This window comes from Pseudoalteromonas sp. SWYJZ98 (assembly GCF_015864495.1).
Taxonomy (GTDB): Bacteria; Pseudomonadota; Gammaproteobacteria; order Enterobacterales; family Alteromonadaceae; genus Pseudoalteromonas; species Pseudoalteromonas distincta.
The window spans coordinates 51806-72760 of sequence record NZ_JADYXA010000007.1; the positions used below are offsets into that span (position 1 = coordinate 51806).

21 protein-coding genes and 2 pseudogenes are annotated in these 20955 nt (G+C 39.8%); 5 read left to right on the forward strand and 18 right to left on the reverse strand.

What is annotated here, in order from left to right:
- Nucleotides 1-92: 92 nt before the first annotated feature.
- The 7 genes from I6F10_RS07270 to I6F10_RS07300 form a co-directional block, all read right to left on the reverse strand.
- Nucleotides 93-1910 (reverse strand): protein kinase domain-containing protein, encoded by a 1818-nt coding sequence (locus tag I6F10_RS07270; protein ID WP_154903144.1) that lies wholly within the window; start codon nt 1908-1910, stop codon nt 93-95.
- Between the two features lie 198 nt (nt 1911-2108).
- Nucleotides 2109-2558 (reverse strand): hypothetical protein, encoded by a 450-nt coding sequence (locus tag I6F10_RS07275; RefSeq protein WP_165743826.1) that lies wholly within the window; start codon nt 2556-2558, stop codon nt 2109-2111.
- Nucleotides 2559-2825: 267 nt separating this feature from the next.
- Entirely contained in the window at nt 2826-3485 is a 660-nt protein-coding gene (locus I6F10_RS07280; RefSeq protein WP_165743825.1) for an NADPH-dependent FMN reductase, read from the reverse strand.
- Between the two features lie 274 nt (nt 3486-3759).
- Nucleotides 3760-4461, reverse strand: coding sequence for a hypothetical protein (locus I6F10_RS07285; RefSeq protein WP_231619904.1), 702 nt, complete (start codon nt 4459-4461; stop codon nt 3760-3762).
- A 481-nt stretch (nt 4462-4942) separates the two neighbouring features.
- Nucleotides 4943-5179 carry a hypothetical protein gene (locus tag I6F10_RS07290; RefSeq protein ID WP_165743824.1) on the reverse strand — a complete coding sequence of 79 codons (237 nt, stop codon included), beginning with the start codon at nt 5177-5179 and terminating at the stop codon, nt 4943-4945.
- A 72-nt stretch (nt 5180-5251) separates the two neighbouring features.
- Nucleotides 5252-6265, reverse strand: a complete 1014-nt coding sequence (locus I6F10_RS07295; protein WP_138489039.1) for a DUF5924 family protein — start codon at nt 6263-6265, stop codon at nt 5252-5254.
- A gap of 136 nt (nt 6266-6401) precedes the next feature.
- Nucleotides 6402-7151 (reverse strand): spermidine synthase, encoded by a 750-nt coding sequence (locus I6F10_RS07300; protein WP_165743823.1) that lies wholly within the window; start codon nt 7149-7151, stop codon nt 6402-6404.
- 626 nt (nt 7152-7777) lie between these two features.
- On the opposite strand from I6F10_RS07300, the gene I6F10_RS07305 reads away from it, so the two are divergent.
- Complete coding sequence (locus tag I6F10_RS07305) at nt 7778-8755, forward strand: DUF1852 domain-containing protein (RefSeq protein ID WP_002960920.1); 978 nt, start codon at nt 7778-7780, stop codon at nt 8753-8755.
- 78 nt (nt 8756-8833) lie between these two features.
- Entirely contained in the window at nt 8834-9868 is a 1035-nt protein-coding gene (locus I6F10_RS07310) for a methionine synthase (RefSeq protein WP_197098670.1), read from the forward strand.
- 116 nt (nt 9869-9984) lie between these two features.
- Here I6F10_RS07310 and I6F10_RS07315 read toward each other — a convergent pair whose 3' ends face one another.
- From I6F10_RS07315 to I6F10_RS07325, 4 genes and pseudogenes are all read right to left on the reverse strand, one after another.
- On the reverse strand, nt 9985-10410 hold the full coding sequence (locus I6F10_RS07315; RefSeq protein WP_197098671.1) for a retropepsin-like aspartic protease: 426 nt from the start codon (nt 10408-10410) through the stop codon (nt 9985-9987).
- A 101-nt stretch (nt 10411-10511) separates the two neighbouring features.
- Nucleotides 10512-10892, reverse strand: coding sequence for a hypothetical protein (locus tag I6F10_RS07320; protein WP_197098672.1), 381 nt, complete (start codon nt 10890-10892; stop codon nt 10512-10514).
- Nucleotides 10893-11098: 206 nt separating this feature from the next.
- Nucleotides 11099-11382 (reverse strand): annotated as a pseudogene (locus I6F10_RS20555) (hypothetical protein); the annotation flags it as partial.
- Between the two features lie 145 nt (nt 11383-11527).
- The gene (locus I6F10_RS07325) at nt 11528-11749 is read right to left on the reverse strand and encodes a hypothetical protein (RefSeq protein WP_024595309.1); all 222 of its coding nucleotides are present in this window, start codon (nt 11747-11749) and stop codon (nt 11528-11530) included.
- 280 nt (nt 11750-12029) lie between these two features.
- On the opposite strand from I6F10_RS07325, the gene I6F10_RS20375 reads away from it, so the two are divergent.
- Nucleotides 12030-12200, forward strand: a complete 171-nt coding sequence (locus I6F10_RS20375; protein WP_269435810.1) for a phage integrase N-terminal SAM-like domain-containing protein — start codon at nt 12030-12032, stop codon at nt 12198-12200.
- Between the two features lie 13 nt (nt 12201-12213).
- Nucleotides 12214-12363, forward strand: a pseudogene (locus I6F10_RS20380) (integron integrase); the annotation flags it as partial.
- A 60-nt stretch (nt 12364-12423) separates the two neighbouring features.
- Here I6F10_RS20380 and I6F10_RS07340 read toward each other — a convergent pair.
- From I6F10_RS07340 to I6F10_RS07370, 7 genes are all read right to left on the reverse strand, one after another.
- Entirely contained in the window at nt 12424-13194 is a 771-nt protein-coding gene (locus tag I6F10_RS07340; RefSeq protein WP_149592399.1) for an SDR family oxidoreductase, read from the reverse strand.
- 9 nt (nt 13195-13203) lie between these two features.
- The gene (mmsB, locus tag I6F10_RS07345; protein WP_002961865.1) at nt 13204-14103 is read right to left on the reverse strand and encodes a 3-hydroxyisobutyrate dehydrogenase; all 900 of its coding nucleotides are present in this window, start codon (nt 14101-14103) and stop codon (nt 13204-13206) included.
- 10 nt (nt 14104-14113) lie between these two features.
- Complete coding sequence (locus I6F10_RS07350; protein WP_197098673.1) at nt 14114-15265, reverse strand: enoyl-CoA hydratase/isomerase family protein; 1152 nt, start codon at nt 15263-15265, stop codon at nt 14114-14116.
- Nucleotides 15265-16056 carry an enoyl-CoA hydratase gene (locus I6F10_RS07355; protein ID WP_197098674.1) on the reverse strand — a complete coding sequence of 264 codons (792 nt, stop codon included), beginning with the start codon at nt 16054-16056 and terminating at the stop codon, nt 15265-15267. Before I6F10_RS07355 ends, I6F10_RS07350 begins: the two co-directional genes overlap by 1 nt.
- Before the next feature lie 10 nt (nt 16057-16066).
- The gene (locus I6F10_RS07360) at nt 16067-17224 is read right to left on the reverse strand and encodes an acyl-CoA dehydrogenase family protein (protein WP_002961869.1); all 1158 of its coding nucleotides are present in this window, start codon (nt 17222-17224) and stop codon (nt 16067-16069) included.
- 162 nt (nt 17225-17386) lie between these two features.
- Nucleotides 17387-18877 (reverse strand): CoA-acylating methylmalonate-semialdehyde dehydrogenase, encoded by a 1491-nt coding sequence (locus tag I6F10_RS07365; RefSeq protein ID WP_197098675.1) that lies wholly within the window; start codon nt 18875-18877, stop codon nt 17387-17389.
- A 125-nt stretch (nt 18878-19002) separates the two neighbouring features.
- Nucleotides 19003-20184 (reverse strand): thiolase family protein, encoded by a 1182-nt coding sequence (locus I6F10_RS07370; protein WP_197098676.1) that lies wholly within the window; start codon nt 20182-20184, stop codon nt 19003-19005.
- 330 nt (nt 20185-20514) lie between these two features.
- Here I6F10_RS07370 and I6F10_RS07375 point away from each other — a divergent pair, with 330 nt between their 5' ends.
- A complete protein-coding gene (locus tag I6F10_RS07375) occupies nt 20515-20949 on the forward strand; it encodes a MerR family transcriptional regulator (protein WP_008135264.1) in 435 nt (144 codons plus the stop codon).
- The last annotated feature ends 6 nt before the right edge of the window (nt 20950-20955 follow it).

The window sequence follows — 20955 nt, forward strand, 5'->3', positions numbered from 1 at the left end:
ATAATTAAGTAGTAAAGAGTACAAGTTAAACCAATTTGTGCTCTTTTTTATCTTTGTCTTGTTATTTAACACTCTTTAGTGAAGGGTTCTTTCTATAAAGATACAAGCTTGGGATTTTTAGGAAAATAATGCTCTTGTTGCTGCTCACATAAACTAAACTCACGGGTGTTTTTATATGGTAACTTCATAAAGCCCGCAACACCCACGTCCGTAATATTTACTGCGTATTGCATAAGCTTATTTAGCAAACGTTTAAACTCAACCTCTTTGCTCGAATCGAGTAAGCGGTAGTAATGGTGAATCTTCATTCTGTCAGGCAGTGCTTCAAAAATAATACACCCCGTATGATGAATTTGGTTAAGCTCAAATACGCACTTAATAACTTTTTTTGGTAGCTGTAGTTGCTCATCAGGGTCTTTACCGTCTTCAAAGTATGAATGCGGGCGGGTTATGTCGTTTGCTTTCATGCTTACAACTTCGTATTCAAGCTCTGGTAGGCTATCAAACTTAAATGCACCGGTGCCATCTCGCTCTAGTTGAATGGTTTTACGGGCGTCAAACAAACAACACTTAAATAACCCTTTTTGATTAATCGCTTGCGCAAGCATCACTGTGTTATTAATCGCATCACTAAACGCATCACCCAATGATTCGTCATGCATTATTAAAGATGATTCAACAAACATTGACTCATCCTTCCAATGAAAACTAAGCCCACCTACTACAGGGTACTTAGCTAATCGGCTTATTGATGCTAAAAATGCTTTTTCGGTATCGCCTGTATCAAACAAAAACTCTTTATAATAACGGTCAAGTTGCGCGTCGTTTATATCTAGTAATTGCTGGTTATGATCGGCTTGGCGTAAAAACTGTTTTCGTGAACTATATACCACCGTGTCGGGCTGCTCGTCGTTACCATACCAAAAAGGGATATCTGCTTTTCTTTGTTTTTTATCAAGCTCAGGTAAATACATTTTGGCCATAGTTGTAATGTTACGCATAAAGTAATCACCAGCACCATCACGTATGGCCTTACTTTTTGACAGCATGCCATCAATCACCTTAGCCAGCTCTTTTGGGAGCCCTAAGCTGCTTGCAGGGATGGCTTGCGCACCAAAGCGGCACGACTGCGCCGACGCTAACGCATATAACGTAGCGGCTACACCTTGTTCGTCAAATCGTGGGGATGATTGCTCTCCCGACATTTGCGCTTCACCAATAAAGTACACATCGCCCATACGAGCATTCGTTGTGCTTAAATCGCCCGACATTAAATCCATAAAGTTACTCGCAACAGGATTCCCATCACTATCGAGCTGTGCATACACAGAGCTGCCCCAATCCACTAACGAAAGCGCATCAGTGTTTGCATCCCAAACAAGGTTTGAAGGTTTTATATCGCCATGCACTATAGGTTGTGGGCTAACGCCATTTTTGTGGCTACGTAAATCAATTAATACATTACGTAACCTAACAGCTAGCGCCATTATTTGCGCGGCACTAAAGCGCCCTGTTTTAAGCGATACTTTTTCAAGGTCCTCTCCAATGGCGCGAGCCATCATTAAAATGCCTTGTTTTTTAATTCGCTCAAATGCATAAAAAGTAGGCACTAAGGGGTTATTAATTTGCGAAAGCATATACGCTTCGTCTTCTAGGCGGTCACGTACACTTTGGGCAAGTGTAATACGCGAAAACTTAAATACCCAAGGTAAGCCGTTATCGTCATCACCTGCAAACACAAAACCAAAAGCACCCGAGCCAATCATTTCAACGTTTTTGTAGCCCAGCAGTGTTAGCTGCTTAATACAAATATTAAGCCACTGGCGGTGTTTTTTAGCATCGCGGTGCGAAAGCAAATAAACAGATTGCTCTTCGTTGATATAAAAGTTGCGGATTTCTTTGGCTTTCAATACAGGTACTCAAATTTATAAAACTAACCAATTATTAGTTTTATGTAATGAGATTACAATAGGTTAAATAAGAGTTTTGAAATCGTGGTATAAAACAGCGCTAAAGTAGCGCCATAGCAGTAAATTTAAGTGTAAACGTTAAAGCTCAAATTAAGCTTTTACAATGCACTGTATATAAATACAGTGCATTGCTCTTTGCTAACTTTCAATAAAACGAAGCTGCTTAATTGATGACACAGCTATGTGCGTTTGATAATAATATTTATTAGTGGCTCTACCACGGCTCATAAAATCGATAGTTACTCGTTTAGCTTCGCCTGTTACTTCTATTGTTTTATAAATAAAAAAGGTGTCTGCTGGTTGTCCGTATTTACTTTGAAGCTCTGCTACCACATTGGGCTGTATTGATACCGTAATAGAACGCCTGTCACGATAATCAGTTTCGGTATTTAAATACAACCAACTACCCTGAGCTCCCGCCGCTTTAATTTGAAACTGGTAAGTGCCAGCAACACCCTTAGGTGCACTTTGCTCAGTTAAAGCGATAAGGTTCATATTTGCTGCCGTACTTTGGCTCATTTCAATTTTATGGGGAACAGAACTACATGCACTAAGCGTTAGCACACTCAGTAAGGCTAGATATTTCAAGACACAATTTCCTTGTTTCTTACACCAATTCGCATAATTCAGTGATCTATTTTGAGACAAGAAAATCGTGTGGAAAACACAGCAAAAATTTCGTTATTGAGTTGTTCTATATCAGAAACTTTTAATGCAGTTAGCGATTTAATCCCTTAAATTGATTAACTATTATTGCGAATTGGTATTATGCATTATTAAAAATATGTAGCGTTAATGATACCACTATATGCAGCTGTGTTTCTATAATCAATCCAAGCAATTAGTTAGCGGATATTAAGGCGCATTGCGCTGAGAGGGATCTGTTTTAAAGCTTTTTAGCAAACTTTGTGGGTCAACCACCTCGGTATGCTCTTTAGCAGCCTGCGCCCACCATACTAGTTGGCCAAACGTGCGTGAGAAATAATTAAACCACGATGATTGACTCTCTCCTGCAACAAGTTTGCCATCCTCACTAAACACATCTTGCGCTTTTGGCACGTGGATCATAGCCGATACCGGCAAACAGCCAAGTTCAGATAAAAACGTGCGCATACTAATGGCCGCTCTTACACCACCCCACTGTCCTGCTGAGTAAGTAACTATTGCACTTGGTTTATACGAAAATAGTGAGCTACCAAAATGATTAAGTAAGTCAGCGAGAGCTGGACTCATGCTGTGATTGTACTCAGGGCTAATCATTATATATCCATCTGCGGCTTTAATTTTATCAGCTAATAGAGTGAGCTCTGTAGGTGCATTACTTTTAGCGTATGCAAAGTGTGGTTTAAATACGTTTTCGCTAGGAAAATCCAACGCATCAATTAGCTCAAACTCATGATCGCCAAAATGCTCTGTTAAGCATTCTATACAAGCCCTAGAAACCCTTAAGCCTAAGCGAGCTGGTTTTGGTGGAGTGCTATCGCGTACTGTGCCTAAAAATACTAAAAACTTCATATGTAATTCTCAACTTTTTTAAACGATAGCTAAACACTAACATTTTTTAGTTATTGTGTATTACACATACGCATTGTTTATTGATTCAAAGCACAATAATAATTAAATTTAAAACTGAAATTTAGCAACAACCGCGCCGTTAAACATATTTTATCGTGTATTACTATTTGACCCTAAGATCGATTTAATCATGCAGCAAGAGTTTTACCCAGTAGGCTCTGAACTGCCTAAAGTAAAACGCACTGCTACAAACACAATATCGAAAAAGCGCGCCCTAGTATTGATAACTTAGCCCTACACCACCCCAAAATATATTTCGAAGTGCCTCGTCACCTGCAAAGCGTTTTTCATCTTTATTAACTGCAATGCTATAGCTTGTATATGTGTATAGGGCTAACTGATTAAAAAGCTGATACGACAAGTTTGCAGTAAACTTAACGTTGTTTACTCCGTTGTGCCCATCACTAACATACCCCGCATTAACCCCCACGCCTGATTGAATATCTACTGATAGTAAATCGTTAATATAAAAACCTTTTTTTACTGCCATCTCCAAAAATGTACCGCTGGCATCAAATGAATAATAAACACTACTTAATAACTGAATACCGTCCGCAAAAAAATACGCAACGTCGAGGCTTAGCTCATTATCGTGAGCATCAATGCCTTCTTCGCGAGCTTTAATATAGTTATAGCCTACATACATCTCTATCCGCTCAGATAAGTGAGCGGTATAAATAGCATTTAAATTAAGCTCTGAATAATCACTACTAATACCTTTTGCCGCCCAAGGGATCACCGCAAAGTTTTTATAGTTAACCTCAGTAGCAATTGATGCAATACCATTACCGGCAAGGTTATCTCGACCTTCGGTAACATATCGGCTCTCCCATAATGGATGAATATGTAAATCAAACTCTTTATTTTTATAATTTACGTCAGTATGGGTATGCTTAATATTTCCGCCTACGCCCACTTCAAGCTCTTGGTAGTGCTCTTGTGTTTTTGCTTGTGCGTAAGCTGTATTTGCTACCGCTAGAGTCGTAATAACAAATACATATTTTCAATAGTGAGTCATTTATTAAGTCCAAAACCATCATAAATGGTAAAAAGTGGCGCATAGTATTGTTATAAAACGTGTTAGCGAAATAAATAGATGCATATATATTGTTTTATTTATTAGATTTGAAGTATTTACTAAGTATTACCCATAAACTACAAGTTGCAATTAGCTCGGGTTTTAACCAGCAAACCAAAGCTATATACGCACCGAGCAATGCTCTAGCAGGTACTTAATTTAATAGTAAAATGATAGTTATAGTACTCACGGTGAGGCGCTCCCTATTGCAAAAACAGGAAAAGTATAAGTAGGAAGTGTAAAAAGTGCGGTAACGGGACAAACATAAGCAGCAACAACTCAATAGGCTGATTATTCTTAACCTAATTTATTAGCAAATTTAATGACTTAAATAAGCCATAACGGCAATGAGTGCAACATAAAAACCAAAACCTAGTAAGAAGGTAAAGTCGACTCTTCTAGCTTTACTCGCTTTATAAGATGCAAAGTCTTTAAACTCGCTTTTATACAGCCCAAACGTAACCACTTTTAATAGTAGCCAACCGGTCGAGTAAAATAAAAAGCTCAAGCCAGTATCAACTATTAGCCAAATAAAAATCTCAAATGCAATACTCATTAACTATGTCCATTAGTTTGGAATACAAAAACTATATCAGCTATGTGTTTAAAATACAGCCGGCTTAGTTAATTAAGGTGTAACAGTAAATTTCGTTAAACCTATTAACTGACCTGATTCGGTGACTACTTTTACCTGCCACTTACCAACAGAGTCGCTAGGAAAATTTACCTTGTGGGTCCATGCTCTGTAACCTAGCTCTCTCCCGCCGTTTATATTTAACGTGATCCGATCAACTTCCTTTTTATTATGAAGCCACACATGAAATATTTTTTCATTTAAGCCTCTTGGTGCTTTAACAGCGGTCCAACTATATAAACCTTGATGATGCAGTGTATAAGAGTCTAACTGTTTAATACTCCCTACTGGCTTTTTATGCTGTAAATCAACTTCATGAGCTAGCGTAATATCGGTTAATCGCAGCGCAGCAGGAGGCACATAGCTTCTTAACTGCCACACAGCAGTGCTCAAAGCACATAAAATCAATACAAGAATAGGAAAGCGCCACCAGCGTGCATTAGGCATTAAATTGTTTAAACTCGGAAGAGTAACCACTACAGCCGTTACAAGGGCTGCAGCTAAACTTTGGCTCGTGGTAAGGTTTAACAAAATAGGTAAGGTAACAAGTAAAACAACGAATAAAGCAAAGTTATGAAACACACTAAATAACGTACGGTTTTTAGCAAGCTTCTTATAATAGAAGGGGTCGATTACCGATATAACCGCACACAAAACAATGAGGGAGGTAAAAAATGCTTGAGGATGGTCCCACTGCGTAACCGCTAAAAAAAACGGCAAAGCAAAAAATAGACTTTCTTGTTGCACCATTTGTAGAGCAAAACGCATTACATTAGGAGATACAGCCACACCAAATTTTTCTTCTACTTTGTCTCGTAGCCAATTATCAATAATTAGCCACAACCAACTAATAAGTAAAAATATCGCAATAACTTGCGAAAAAGACTCTTTTCTATCTACAAGTGCAAAGCTGGCAACGCCCGACAAAAACGCCAATACAGCCAATAATCCAGGCCGCTTTTGCATCGCGCTTATAAATTTGGCGATTATATTTTTACAGTAATCCATGTATGAGTGTTTCCGTACGGGTACGTACTTTATTATTTTTATTCAGAGTAAGGTTAGTTTAACCACTTTTAAATGAACAACAGATAGACGGATGGATTTAAACGCGTCATTTAACAGTACATCAAACTAACCATTTTTAATTAAATAAAAGCTCGGCATAGCGCGTCATTGGTACGTTTATTAATTTTTGTAACGCGTGAGCCTTAGCAAGTAATTCATCCTCACTAAGTACAGGCATTTTATTGTTAAAAGCAAAAACAATTTTATTCCCGCCTTCAATAATAAAACTAAAAATCTTTCCTGCAAATTCTTTCTTAAGTAGTTGATCAAACGCTTCTCTTTGCCCAACTTTGGTATGGCAAATATTAAGTACTAAAACACCATCAAAAGTGAGCGCATTTTTACAATCGCGTAAGTAGGATGATTGCACCTGATCTGATTCCATCCCTTCTGAGCTATATAAATCAGAAAAAATAACATCCGTTTTTATCTGCGTTTTTTTCATGTAGTTTGCCGCATCATCAATGTGAATAAACAAACGTTCTGACACAGGCAGTTCAAAATATTTTATAGCCATATCAGCCACGGCTTTACGGTATTCAACGGTATGTATGGTCAGTGAAGGAAACGCATGATAAAGACTTTTTGCTATAGAGCCCGCCCCAAGTCCCATTATCATCGCGGTTTTTAAATTTGGTATAAAAAAAATCGCAGCCATCATAGCTTGCGTATAAGCTAAGCTTAACCCATTAATATTATTTAACTTAATACAGCTTTGATAAATTTTTCCGTCAAAGCTGAGAATAAGATTCTTTTTTGTTTGATATACATAAACAGGGCCATGCTCATCAATAGTTGATGCAATACAAGTGCCTTTGATATCCACGAATACTCAATAGGTGAGGTGATGAAAAACGAGTATAACTTAGTTAACGTACTACCATTGCTACTAATATGGCTCATAACGCTTTTATTAATTTACAAGCATTTATACGTACTCAAAAAAGTCGGTTTATCATTTAGGTTAGATGAGCTGAAGTATCTGCTTTTATAGTGAATTAAAACTTTCCCAGTGATGACTCTTAGTACAAGCAACGACTTAACCTACTAAAAATTTGACTAATGTACTGTTATAGCTATAAAAAACCCCTTTGAATATTCCTCATGTTCAACATGAATAAAGTGCACACCACCACTAAAGAAGTCTAAACGGCTAAACATCCATCCTTTATTTTTACTGATTTGTGCCTTTTTTTCGTCAATTGCTACGTAATCGAATCTAACAATAATGATTAATGAATATGACTCATGTTTTATGTGAAATTAAACCGTTTTTCTTCATATCCCAATCAACGTATAAATTACTCATCCCTTAGCGCTAAACACTATTGCTAACAACTTAAAGCTGCTGAATACCTAAACCAGCTGAGCCAGCTTAGTAAGTTGTGTTGTAAGGCTAGTAAAGCGCAAAGCATCAATCAGGTTTAAATTATAAAATTGGATATAAACACGATGAAAAAAGATTTTACATTTAATATTAAGAGCGTTTCACTCGACGAAAATTATCATCCATCAACTAATACGCGTATCACAACCAACTTTGCTAATTTAGCCAGAGGTGAATACCGCAAAGCAAACTTACGTAACGCCTTAAACATGATTAACAACCGTTTTAATGCCCTAGCCCACTGGGATAATACCAAAGGTGAGCGTTATGCTGTTGAGCTTGAAATTGTCTCTGTTGAAATAGGTATTGAAGATGGCGGCGAAAGCTTCCCCTCTATCGAAATATTAAAAACAAATATTGTTGATCATAAAACAAATAAACGCATTGAAGGTATTGTAGGAAACAACTTTTCATCGTATGTGCGCGACTACGATTTTAGCGTACTTCTACAAGAGCATAATAAAGGTAAGTCTCAATTTAGCATTCCAGATGACTTTGGGGTTTTACATGGCAAACTATTTCAGTCATTCGTTAATTCGGATACATACAAACAAAACTTTAAAAAACCACCGGTTATATGTCTAAGTGTGTCAGATAACAAAACCTACAACCGCACTGAAAACCAACACCCGGTACTTGGCGTTGAATACGAGCCAAATGAATCGTCTTTAACTGAGCAATACTTCAAAAAAATGGGCTTGCAGGTACGTTACTTTATGCCGCCAAATAGTGCAGCGCCTTTAGCATTGTTTTTCTTTGGTGATTTACTTAATGATTACAGCAATCTTGAGCTTATAAGCACCATTAGTACGATGGAAACGTTTCAAAAAATCTACAGACCAGAGATTTATAATGCCAACGCAACAGCGGGTAAATCATATAAACCAAACTTAAAAAACTTGGACCACTCACTAACGCAAATTGTGTATGACCGAGAAGAGCGCGGCAAGTTAGCAAACGAGCAAGGCAAGTTTGCGCAAGAGCATTTTATCAAGCCGTACCAAAGAGTTCTTGAGCAATTCTCTACTAGCTATCTGTCATAACAACTAATAGCAACAACCAGTAATAACGCGCTTAACGATACGTTTAATAATTAACTAAAATATACGGCATTATTTATTATGAAAAAATTACTACCTACATCTACCGCAGGCAGTTTACCTAAGCCTTTATGGCTTGCAGAGCCAGAAACACTTTGGTCACCTTGGAAATTACAAGGTGATGAATTAACCCAAGGAAAACACGACGCCCTACGTTTGTCATTATTCGACCAGCAACAAGCAGGCATTGATATTGTTAGCGATGGCGAGCAAACAAGGCAGCATTTTGTAACTACATTTATAGAGCACCTAAATGGCGTTGACTTTGAAAAACGTAAAACAGTAAAAATTCGTGACCGATACGACGCAAGCGTACCCACTGTTGTTGGCCCTGTTAGCCGTCAAAAGTCTGTGTTTGTTGAAGACGCTAAATTTTTACGCAAGCAAACCAAACAGCCTATTAAATGGGCATTGCCAGGCCCTATGACAATGATTGACACGCTTTATGACGATCATTATAAAAGCCGCGAAAAACTAGCGTGGGAATTTGCCATCATTCTTAATCAAGAAGCAAAAGAGTTAGAAGCCGCAGGCGTTGATATCATCCAATTTGATGAGCCCGCGTTTAACGTATTTTTTGACGAAGTAAATGAGTGGGGAATTGCCTGTTTAGAGCGAGCAATTGAAGGTCTTAAATGCGAAACCGCCGTGCATATTTGCTATGGCTACGGCATTAAAGCAAATACAGATTGGAAAAAAACACTAGGATCTGAATGGCGACAGTACGAAGAAGCATTCCCTAAGCTTCAGCAATCTAATATCGATATTATCTCACTAGAGTGCCATAACTCGCATGTACCAATGGATTTACTAGAACTCATTCGCGGTAAAAAAGTAATGGTAGGCGCAATTGATGTAGCAAATCATACTATCGAAACGCCAGAAGAAGTAGCTAATACGCTACGTAAAGCACTACAATTCGTAGATGCCGACAAACTCTACCCGTGTACAAACTGCGGCATGGCTCCACTGCCTCACCATATAGCCAGAGGTAAACTAAATGCCTTGAGCGCAGGGGCTGAAATTATAAGAAAACAATTATTAGAAAAGAACTAGAAAAGTAGCTTTAAAATACAAACTGTAAACAATAACAACTGTCGCACCATGTCATAGTAAAACCCATAAACATGGTGCGTTAGCTTAAACCGACTAAAGAACAAAGTTTAGGTTAGTTATTTAATTTTTTTATTTAAAAGCTCTAACCTATTTTTTGAAAAATCAATAACTGCTTGGTATTGAGTAAAAAAGGGAGAGCCTAACAAGCCATGTACTCCCTTTTCACCACCCGCTACCTGAACATGGTCAAGATTAAGTGACACAAAGTCAGGACTTTCAAACAAGGCATTTCCAAACTCAATTGAATGAACTTCTATATTCCCCATAGCGTGATCCGAAGTGCCCAAGCCTGCTGCATTCTCAACATTTAGTGTCTCTTCAATGCCTAACTCACTTAGGCATCCCCTGTCTAAAACAGATGCCCCAGCGCCAGTATCTAAAATAAAACGTAACAATTTACCGTTAATTTTAGCTTCAACAATTTGGTGTCCTGTTTCTGATATTTCAAACTCAATTACAGTTTTGCCTTCAGATAAATTCATATACGTTCCTTGTTATAAAGTTTTTAAAATCTTACTTACTATTTTCAGCTTCCCACAATTAATAGCCAAATTTTACTAGTCGCCCACCTCAGCGCGTTTTGTTAGGTAACGTTTATCACCTGAGGCTCAATATTTGTTAAAACATGAATGATTTCATTTGTAGTCATTACTGAATAATGAAACAGCTTATTGTTGTTTAAACTGAAAGTATTCGTTTTAGTTTGAGCATACTCCAATAAGCTTGAATCAGAATACACGCCGATTACGCCCGAATCACGGTTTTGATGATAGTCATGAAAATGGCTACTTTCAACATAAGTTTCAAATAAAACGGTATTCGTAAACACAACCATAAACCTTACGGGATCATCGCCTTTTATATAAGTTTTAAGGTTCAGTGTTAGTAACCCATCAACATACGATAATTTGTCTAAGCTCCAGTCTTGGTAATTATTTGTGACTTCATCGATGGCAGTATTCATTTAATTACCTAACGAGCCTGTAGATTAACTCGTTTCTATTTGTTTTTATTGATAAGCAAACCATAGCTGAGTTCCTATTTTGGTTCAATTGATTACTGTCTTTTTACACAGAATATAGAAGTGTTTGATATTGTTTTAATTGGCGTTTTGGAAGGGATTAAGGGTGGTTGAGTGGCTTTTATTTAGAGTAAGAGGGCTTACCCTTCTTAATTCATCGTGTTTTGCAGCTTTTCTATATTATGAGCAAGGCAATACAGTTGCCACACAATAAAGTAAAGGCATTGACTTTCGCTTGACCCCGTAAGGTCAGTTTATTCATGCCTTTGTTCACTGTAATATTCCGCTTTTTATTTAAAGGAAAGCCGGTTCGGTACAGCCGAGTCGTTTGCCATTCTTTAATAAACAGCTATCGTAGCCCGATTGTGCTGTCTATTTTTACTTTCATTTTGTCTACATAGCTCAGCTTTTTGCGTGATTCATTATTTATAATAGTGCACTCTTCATACTGTTTTTGTTGGCTTTTTTCCTAATGATTAGGATAGGTGTCATCCTAATCATTATTTTCCTCAAAGTGATGAGGAGGTGTCCACTAAAACGGGTCAGGAGCATTGTCCTTGTTTAACAGCTTGTTATAACTAATTACCACTTCTAAGCTGTTCTTTTAAGTTAACGTTTTCATTTTTCAATATTTCAACTTGCTGCTTGTAAGATGCAACTTCACTTTTTAAACTAGAAACATCAGACTGTATCTCATCTAGTTTTTCTACAATTTCTATGGAACGTGCATTCCCCAAAAAGAGAACAATTAACGCTATTACGAATAACGTGCCACCAGTTAACTTTACTTTTGATTCCATCCACTACAGCTCCTTTGGTTATAACAATTTTGTCTACGACATTTGTCGTTTTATAAACAGACAAATGTCCATATATTACAGTGCATTTATCTTAACCATCAAATAAACACCTGTAAACAATTAGTTAACTGGAAGTTATTTTTAATCAATACACAAATACACCGAAATGGTGAAGATCAGTAATATTGGACTAAACAACGAACACTGTCTATATATACAGTTAACTTTTAATAGAGATTCATATCATGAAATCACCTTTTTAACTATGATAGCCGAACAAATGTATCTAAAGCGTTATGCTAAAAGTACTATTAAAGCGTATTTATACTGGATAGCTTCGTTTATTCGATTTAACCCTATGAGGCACCCAACAACGATGGGACATAATGAGGTCGAACTTTTTTTAGCTTTTTTAAACTCGTTTAGTCAACCAACAAAATGTTGCTCCTAACACTCAAACACAAGCCTTAAATGCGTTGAGCTTTTTATTTAAAGAAGTGATTAAAAAGCCACTCTCATTAGGTTTTATTAAGAGCAAACGAGCAACTAATTTCACAACAAATTCCCAACGCCGTTATCAGCCCTTTTTCAAGATTATAAACTCCTCGATTTAAAACAAAGAAACACAGCCCGCAAGCGCCATGCTTTTTAAATCAACCTTAACCCCGCTTGTTTTACAAACGAATGCCGCCGTCTATTTCAACAACGCGGCCGGTAAAAAAGTCGTTTTCGATTATGTATTGTGCAGTATGCGCAATTTCGTCGCTTTCACCCAAGCGCCCTACTGGCGTTACTGCGAGCATACGTTGTTTGGCTTCGGGCTTCATGGCGTCTGTCATGGCGGTACTTATTACACCTGGTGCAATAGCGCCTACACGTATACCAAATCGGCCAAGTTCTTTAGCCCATGTGGTGGTAAGTGCCACTACGCCTGCTTTTGATGCTGCGTAATTTGTTTGGCCTATGTTACCTGCACGCGCTACGCTCGACATATTAACTATAACGCCGCCTTTGCCTGATTCAATCATGTGGCTTGCAGCTTCCCGCCCTGCTAAAAACACACCGGTCAGGTTTACATCAATAACTGATTGAAATTGCTCAAGAGACATTTTTTTTACCACCTTGCCGTCTTTAGCCTTTATAAACATGCCGTCGCGTAAAATACCGGCGTTGTTTATAAGCACACCGATGTGGCCAAAATCGCTGTTAATGGTATTAAATACGTTTTCTACTTCGCTCTCATTTGTTACGTTTGCGGCATAACCTTTAATATTGCTGGTTACACCTTCAAGCTGTGTCAATTGCTCGCATGCGTTGTTTAATAAGTCTTGTGCCATATCTATTAAAGCAATGTTAGCACCCATAAGTGCAAACTTTTGCGCCATTGCAAAGCCTAAACCTTGCGCGCCACCGGTTATTACTACCGTGTTATTTTTAATTTCCACGCGTTGCTCCTACTTAGAAAACAGTTTAAAAATGGCACTAAAGTCATCACTACCCGCACCTTGGTGCTGTAGCATAGTGTATAAATTTTTAGCCATTGAACCCATAGGGGTTGATGAATTACTTTGCTGAGCGGCTTCCATGGCAAGGCCTAAATCTTTAGCCATTAAATCCACCATAAAGCCAGGTTTGTAATCGTTACTAGCAGGGGCTGTATCCATTACACCTGGGCAAGGGTTGTAAAGTTCAAGCGTCCAGTTACGGCCAGAACTTGCGGTCATGATGTCGCTAAGTACTTTAGGATCGAGGCCATTATTTATACCCATTTGCAGTGCTTCGCTGGTGCCTGCCATTAAAATACTGAGTAGCATGTTATTACATATTTTTGCTACTTGTCCTGCGCCAATATCGCCTGCATGAAATATGTTTTTACCCATATCACTCAGCACTGTATTTGCTTTATCGAACGCGGCTTTTTCGCCGCCTACAATAAAAGTAAGTGTGCCTGCGGTTGCGCCTGCAACGCCGCCCGATACCGGTGCATCTACAAAGCTTATGCCTTGTTTGCCAAGTGCACTGCCTACAGTGCGTGCTGATTCTGCATCTATTGTTGAGCAATCAATTACTAATGTATTTTTGCTCAGCACATTAATTAAACCGCTGTCGTCGTTATTACCTAAATACAGCGATTTAACATGCTTGCCTGCAGGTAACATACTAATAAGTACGTCAGCATTGGTTGCGCACTGCTTTGCATCAACTGCTGCTTTTGCGCCTTTGCTTGCAAGTTCATTTACGACCGACTGGTTTAAATCGAACACACTCACAGTATGTCCAGCTTTAATTAAGTTAGCCGCCATTGGGCCGCCCATATTGCCTAAGCCGATAAAGCCAATATTGAGTTTAGTCATCGTCTTTCCTTTATTTGTGTGTTGGTGTGTCTAAGCCATTGAGTGGGTGGTTTTCGCCAAAGCGATTAGCAAAAAAGCTGTCGATTATTGTTTGTGGTACATCACTAAGAGTTTTGTACTGCCAATTAGGCGCGCCGTCTTTATCTATTAATAACGCTCTTACACCTTCTTGAAATTCACCTACTTCGCCAGCGCGCACCGACATACCCAGCTCCATTTTAAAACACGCTAATAAGCTTTTGCCTTTGCTTGTTTTTAATTGCTCACTAACGAGTGCACAGCTTAGTGGGCAGCCATGTTTAAGTGATTTTTGAGCGCGTTGTAGCCACTTATCGTCAGTGGTTAGCCCTAAAATATAATCTACCTGCTCCTGCAAAGTTGTAAACTCACCCAGCTTTTGAATCGTTTTGAGATTAGCTTTTACATTGCCTTTTGGCATACGCGCAGATTGGTTGTCTAAATCGGTTAATAACTTAGTTAAACGCTCATGATTTAAGCTTGCGGTTTTCCCCCACTTTGCAGTTAAAATTTGTGCAAGCATGGAATCATATTTAGTGCTGTCGATGAAGTGATCGGCAAGCGATACAAAACGCGCGTCGTCGCAGTTAATTGATGCTGACGTTAGCCCTAAAAATAACCCGACGTTTTGTGGCATTTTATGTAAAAAGTAACTCCCGCCTACATCTGGGTATAAACCTATGGTTTGCTCTGGCATGGCAATGCGAGATGTTTCGGTTACAACGCGGTGGCTAGCACCGGCCATTAGCCCTAAACCGCCGCCCATCACTATGCCGTTACCCCAAACGAGGATAGGTTTATCAAAGGTATGAATAAGGTAATCAAGCTTGTACTCTAGCGTAAAAAACTCTTCAACTAAGCTTGTTGGTTTACCTTGCGCCATTGCATGATGAAGGCTTACAACATCGCCACCTGCACAAAATGCTTTATCGCCTGCGCCTTTTAACAACACCATTGCAATAGCATCATCGTCTTGCCAAGCTCGCAATTGTGGTTCAAGTAATTTGATCATCTCAAAATTAAGTGCATTTAACGCTTTTGGCGCATTGAGTGTAATAAGCCCAATTAAACTGCCGTTTTCTGCGGTTGCGGTTTCAAATACCACGGGTTCATCAGCGCTATTTAATAATGTTAAAGCACTCATTAGCCGTTTACCCAGTTAGCGCGGCGTTTTTCTAAAAAGGCATTTACGCCTTCTTGTTGATCTTCGGTATCAAATAAACCAATAAATAACTCGCGCTCAAGAGGTAATACACTTGCCATTGGTTGTTGGCGCCCTTTTTGAATCAATGTTTTACATGCTGCAACTGAGGTGGGGCTTTGATCGGCCACTTGGTTGGCAAGTTTTAGTGCTGCCGCAAAGCTTTCACCTTGTGGTACTACTTCCTCTACTAAGCCAATTTGCAAGGCTTTATCAGCTTTTAAACGCTCGCCGCATAAAATCATCCGTTTTGCCCAGCCTTCGCCTACAAGCCATGCTAAATTTTGTGTGCCACCCGCACAGGGTAATAAGCCAACTTTAGCTTCAGGCAATGCCATTTGTGCTTGCTCTTCAGCTATACGTATATCGCACGCAAGCGCAACTTCTAGCCCGCCACCCATTGCATAACCATTAATGGCTGCAACCGACACGCCTCTAAAATTAGTAAGCGCTTCAAACGCTTCACCAAATACACACGACATATCAGCAGCTATACCTTTATCGCCACCTGCAAATACGTTTAAATCGGCACCGGCGCTAAAAAACTTCTCGCCTTCGCCAGTAAGTACTAAGGCATAAATATTTTTATTATTGTTTAGCTCGTTAACGGTATTTTTTAAGTCAACTAAGGTGTCTTTTGTCCAGGTGTTTGCTGGCGGGTTAGACATCGTTAAAATAGCAACATGACCTTCGGTTGTAAGTTCAATACTCGGATTAGATTTAGATTCTGACATACATTGCTCCTTATAAAACGTCGCTTGCAGACTCAGCCAAAATACGGCGCGCTATAATCACACGCATAATTTCGTTAGTGCCTTCTAAAATTTGATGAACGCGTACATCACGTACATGGCGCTCAAGCGGGTATTCTTTTATGTAACCGTAACCACCATGAATTTGCAGTGCGTCGTTACATACGGTAAAGCCAACATCGGTAGCAAAACGTTTAGCCATGGCGCAGTAAGTTGTTTTTTCAACGTCGTTATTATCAAGTTTAAATGCAGCAAGCCTTACCATTTGGCGCGCAGCTACAAGCTCGGTGTTCATATCGGCAATTTTAAATTGCAAAGCCTGAAACGCAGCCAATGGTTTACCAAATTGCGTGCGTTCTTTTAAATATTCACGGGCGGTATTAAGCGCCGCTTGCGCTGTACCAATTGAACATGTGGCAATGTTAATTCGACCGCCATCAAGGCCTTGCATCGCAAATTTAAAGCCTTCTCCCTCTGCGCCTAACAAGTTATGCGCAGGAATGCGCACATCTTCAAAGCTAATTAAGCGTGTAGGTTGTGCGTTCCAACCCATTTTTTCTTCAGCTTTGCCATATTCAACGCCTTTTGCGTCGGCAGGCACTACAAATGCCGAAATACCCGCAGCGCCTTCGCCGCCTGTACGTGCCATTACCACTAATACTTCGGTTTCGCCCGCGCCCGATATAAACATTTTTGAGCCGTTAATAACGTACTCATCGCCCTCAAGCACGGCTTTTGTTTTAAGTGATGCGGCATCTGAGCCCGAGCCTGGCTCTGTTAAACAGTAAGAGGCAAGTAGCTCGCCCATTACTAATTGCTCTACGTATTTGTCTTTAACGGCATCGGTACCAAAACTTGCTACCATCCAGGTGGCCATATTATGAATGGTCAACATGGCCGTTGTTGCGGTACAGCCCATAGCAAGTTGTTCAAAAATAATGCTCGAATCTAAACGAGATAAACCAAGGCCGCCGGCTTCCTCTGGCGTGTATAAACCACAAAAACCAAGCTCGCCCGCTGCTTTAATCGTATCTTTTGGAAAAATATGTTCGCGATCCCATTTTGCTGCATGGGGCGCAAGTTCTGACTCGGCAAATTGGCGTGCTGTTTGAGCAAAGGCTTGTTGATCTTCAGATAAGTTAAAGTCCATGTTAGACCTCTTTAATTGTGTTAGTTGTGTTGTTAGTGTTTCCCGTCACGGGAGTAGTTTGTGACGAGCGGCGAAGGCTTATGTGTGTGTTGTGTGTGAAGTAGCCTTCGCGCCCATCTTTTTTATTAATTATTCTTTTATTTACTCATTTTTTAATTACGATTATTTTAAGTTAATACTCATGTTTGGACCCGAAGCAATATCGTCTTCAAACCAACGTGATGTAATCGTTTTAGTTTCTGTGTAAAAGCGAATACCTTGTTTACCGTACGTGTGCGTATCGCCGTAAAACGAGCCTTTCCAACCAGTGAACGAAAAGAACGGAAGTGGCACCGGAATTGGCACATTAATACCTACTTGGCCTACTTCAATTTCGTGTTGGAATTTACGAGCCACTGCGCCGCTTGAGGTAAATAACGAGGTGCCGTTACCGTAAGGGCTATCGTTAATAAGGGCGATTGCTTCATCAAGCGTGTTTACAAACATACACGCCAGTACTGGACCGAATATTTCTTCTTTGTATAAATCCATCTCTTTGGTTACATCGGTAAATAACGTTGGGCCAACCCAGTTACCTTGCTCATACCCTTCAACCGTAAAGTCAGAGCCATCAATTAAACAGGTAGCGCCTTGCTCTTTACCACCAGCAATGAGTGATAAAATACGTGCCTTTGCTGCTTTTGATGTTTGTGGACCGTATGCCGCGTTTGCATCATCCCACAAGCCTGGGCGTACATTTTCAAAGCCTGCTTTTATTTCATCTACCCACTGACTTGCTTGGCCTACAAACACAGCAACCGAAATACCCATACAACGCTGGCCAGCAGCACCGACTGATGCACCTACTAGGTTGTTTACAACGTGAGATTTACTTGCATCTGGCATAATAACCATGTGGTTTTTAGCGCCAACACAGGCTTGCACGCGCTTAAGGTTTTGCGTGCCTTTAGAATAAATATAAGCACCTACACCACACGAGCCAACAAACGAAATAGCGCGTACTGTTTTATCTTCTAGTAAGCGGTCTACTTGTGGTTTTGTACCGTGAACAACTTGTAATACGCCTTTTGGTGCACCGGCTTCAATAAATAGCTCTGCTAAACGCATTGGTGTAAGTGGATCTTGCTCTGACGGTTTTAAAATAAAGGTGTTACCACACACAATAGCCAGCGGGAACATCCAAAGTGGGATCATTGCCGGAAAGTTAAACGGGGTAACGCCCGCACACACGCCAAGTGGCTGCATGTAAGAATACGTATCGATTTTACGCGCTACGTTTTCCATTGTTTCACCCATCATTAATGATGGTGCGTTAGCGGCTTGTTCTACTACTTCAATACCACGCCAAACATCGCCTTTTGCATCTTCAAATGTTTTACCCAATTCGTGGCAAATAATGGTAGCAAGCTCATCGTGGTGTTCCTTTAATAGCGCAGCGTACTTCATCATAATGCGAGCACGTTCAGTAATAGGTACGTCTTTCCATGTTTTAAACGTCTCAGAAGCTGAGGCAATTGCCGCGTCCATTTCTGATTCTGTGGTACATGGCACTTGTGCAAGTACTTCTTGAGTTGCTGGGTTTATAACATCGATAAGCTCTTTTGATGCTGATTGAATAAATTCGCCATTAATAAGTAGTGGTACTTGGTGCATGATTAAATCCTAGTGTGTGAGTTGTGTGTTCTCTTTTAAAATTGGTAGCGCCGCTTTGTTAGTATTATTAGTGCAGCGCTTTTATAGTTATTCGTACAGCTTTCTTATAACTATTAAATACCTAGTTAATACGCTTCTACGGCCATAGCAACCGCTTCACCGCCACCAATACATAAAGACGCAATGCCTTTTTTAAGGCCTCGGTTTTTAAGGGCATGAATTAGCGTTACTAAAATACGCGCGCCGCTTGCACCAATTGGGTGGCCAAGTGCACATGCACCGCCATTGACGTTTACTTTGCTTTCATCAAGTTTTAACTCGTTAATAGCCAGCATGGTTACCATGGCAAATGCTTCGTTAATTTCCCAAAGGTCAACATCGCTTACAGCCCAGCCTGCTTTTTCAAGCACGCTGTTCATAGCCCCTACTGGCGCTACTGTAAATTCACTTGGTTTTTGAGAATGCGTGCTGTGCGCTACAATTTTACAAAGCGGTGTTAAGCCCTGCTCTTTTGCTTTTGATTCGCTCATTAATATAAGCGCTGCGCCACCGTCTGAAATTGACGATGAATTAGCCGCTGTAATGGTCCCGTCTTTTTTAAAAGCAGCACGTAAGGTAGGAATTTTTTCTGGGCGGGCGTTGCCTGGTTGCTCATCAATCGATACTGTTACATCGCCTTTGCGTGTTTGCATTGTATGGGGTGCAACTTCGTTATCAAAGCTACCGTTTTGTATCGCGGCTTTAGCTTTACTTAATGAGCCTAATGCAAACGTATCCATTTGCTCGCGGCCAATGCCGTATTCGTCGGCGGTGTCTTGTGCAAAACAACCCATAGCTTTGTTGTCGTAGGCATCTTCAAGGCCGTCGCTCATCATGTGATCTTTTATTTCGCCGTGACCCATACGCATTCCGCCACGCGCTTTTGGAATAAAGTACGGTGCGTTTGTCATGCTTTCCATGCCACCAGCAATAGCAGATTGAATAGAGCCGGCTTTAATTAAATCGTTTGCAAGCATGGCTGCTTTTAAACCAGATCCGCACACTTTATTAATTGTTGTAGCGCCAGTGCTAAGTGCAAGCCCTGCTTTTAACATTGCTTGGCGTGCAGGCGCTTGCCCAAGGCCCGCTGGTAATACGCAGCCCATAATTACTTCATCTATAGCGTTATTAGCTAAACCAGTTTGTGCAAGTGCGCTGGCAATGGCGGTAGCGCCAAGCTCGGTAGACTGCGCATCACTTAACGCTCCCATAAAACCACCCATTGGGGTGCGTTTTGCTGCTACAATTACCACTGATTCTAAAGTCATAACTAACTCCATTGTATTTATTTGCAAATAGTTGTTAGTATATTTGCTCTATTAATTTAGTATTCATTTATTATTTAATACCCTCACACAATACTAACGTTTACGCCAACGTCAACTAAAAACAGCTTAATTTTTAGTTTTATAAGTGTAAGGATTATTTTCCATCGGTTAGACCACACTGATGGAATAAAAATAACCCATTGAATATTAACAACATAAATCAAAACCTCGCTTAAACATCCCTTTATAAATAGTTTCAAATCAAACCAAGCTTTACCTTTACGTAAACTTCACTTATATTGGGGTTATTCGAATGAGGTAAATACAATTATGAAACCAGATAATCAAACAAACTTTGCAAGCTCAGCCAAAATGCCGGCCAGTAATGAACAAACATTTAGCATTAGCGAACTCGCTAAAGAATTTGACATTACAACCCGCTCTATTCGCTTTTACGAAGACCAAGGGTTAATAACTCCAGAGCGTAATGGTCAAACCCGTATTTATTCAAAACGCGATAAAGTGCGTTTAAAACTAATATTACGTGGTAAGCGCCTTGGCTTTACATTGGCCGAAACCGGACGTTTGTTTGAACTGTACGACGCAGATAAATCAAGCGCTAAGCAGTTGGTTACTATGCTTGACCTTATATCAGAAAAAAAAGCAGATCTATCTCAACAAATGGACGACATTAAAGTTGTTCTTATGGAGTTGGTGACGGCCGAGCGCCGCTGCAGAGACACGCTTAATAAAATAGACGAGTAAGTTTAT

What these genes read in the sequence shown, in the direction of transcription:
- I6F10_RS07280 (WP_165743825.1), bottom strand. Translation starts at nt 3,485, where the DNA reads ATGAAGTTTTTAGTATTTTTAGGCACAGTACGCGATAGCACTCCACCA.
- I6F10_RS07290 (WP_165743824.1), bottom strand. Translation starts at nt 5,179, where the DNA reads ATGAGTATTGCATTTGAGATTTTTATTTGGCTAATAGTTGATACTGGC.
- I6F10_RS07295 (WP_138489039.1), bottom strand. Translation starts at nt 6,265, where the DNA reads ATGGATTACTGTAAAAATATAATCGCCAAATTTATAAGCGCGATGCAA.
- I6F10_RS07305 (WP_002960920.1), top strand. Translation starts at nt 7,778, where the DNA reads ATGAAAAAAGATTTTACATTTAATATTAAGAGCGTTTCACTCGACGAA.
- I6F10_RS07310 (WP_197098670.1), top strand. Translation starts at nt 8,834, where the DNA reads ATGAAAAAATTACTACCTACATCTACCGCAGGCAGTTTACCTAAGCCT.
- I6F10_RS07315 (WP_197098671.1), bottom strand. Translation starts at nt 10,410, where the DNA reads ATGAATTTATCTGAAGGCAAAACTGTAATTGAGTTTGAAATATCAGAA.
- I6F10_RS07320 (WP_197098672.1), bottom strand. Translation starts at nt 10,892, where the DNA reads ATGAATACTGCCATCGATGAAGTCACAAATAATTACCAAGACTGGAGC.
- I6F10_RS07325 (WP_024595309.1), bottom strand. Translation starts at nt 11,749, where the DNA reads ATGGAATCAAAAGTAAAGTTAACTGGTGGCACGTTATTCGTAATAGCG.
- I6F10_RS20375 (WP_269435810.1), top strand. Translation starts at nt 12,030, where the DNA reads ATGTATCTAAAGCGTTATGCTAAAAGTACTATTAAAGCGTATTTATAC.
- mmsB (WP_002961865.1), bottom strand. Translation starts at nt 14,103, where the DNA reads ATGACTAAACTCAATATTGGCTTTATCGGCTTAGGCAATATGGGCGGC.
- I6F10_RS07350 (WP_197098673.1), bottom strand. Translation starts at nt 15,265, where the DNA reads ATGAGTGCTTTAACATTATTAAATAGCGCTGATGAACCCGTGGTATTT.
- I6F10_RS07355 (WP_197098674.1), bottom strand. Translation starts at nt 16,056, where the DNA reads ATGTCAGAATCTAAATCTAATCCGAGTATTGAACTTACAACCGAAGGT.
- I6F10_RS07360 (WP_002961869.1), bottom strand. Translation starts at nt 17,224, where the DNA reads ATGGACTTTAACTTATCTGAAGATCAACAAGCCTTTGCTCAAACAGCA.
- I6F10_RS07365 (WP_197098675.1), bottom strand. Translation starts at nt 18,877, where the DNA reads ATGCACCAAGTACCACTACTTATTAATGGCGAATTTATTCAATCAGCA.
- I6F10_RS07370 (WP_197098676.1), bottom strand. Translation starts at nt 20,184, where the DNA reads ATGACTTTAGAATCAGTGGTAATTGTAGCAGCAAAACGCACCCCAATG.
- I6F10_RS07375 (WP_008135264.1), top strand. Translation starts at nt 20,515, where the DNA reads ATGAAACCAGATAATCAAACAAACTTTGCAAGCTCAGCCAAAATGCCG.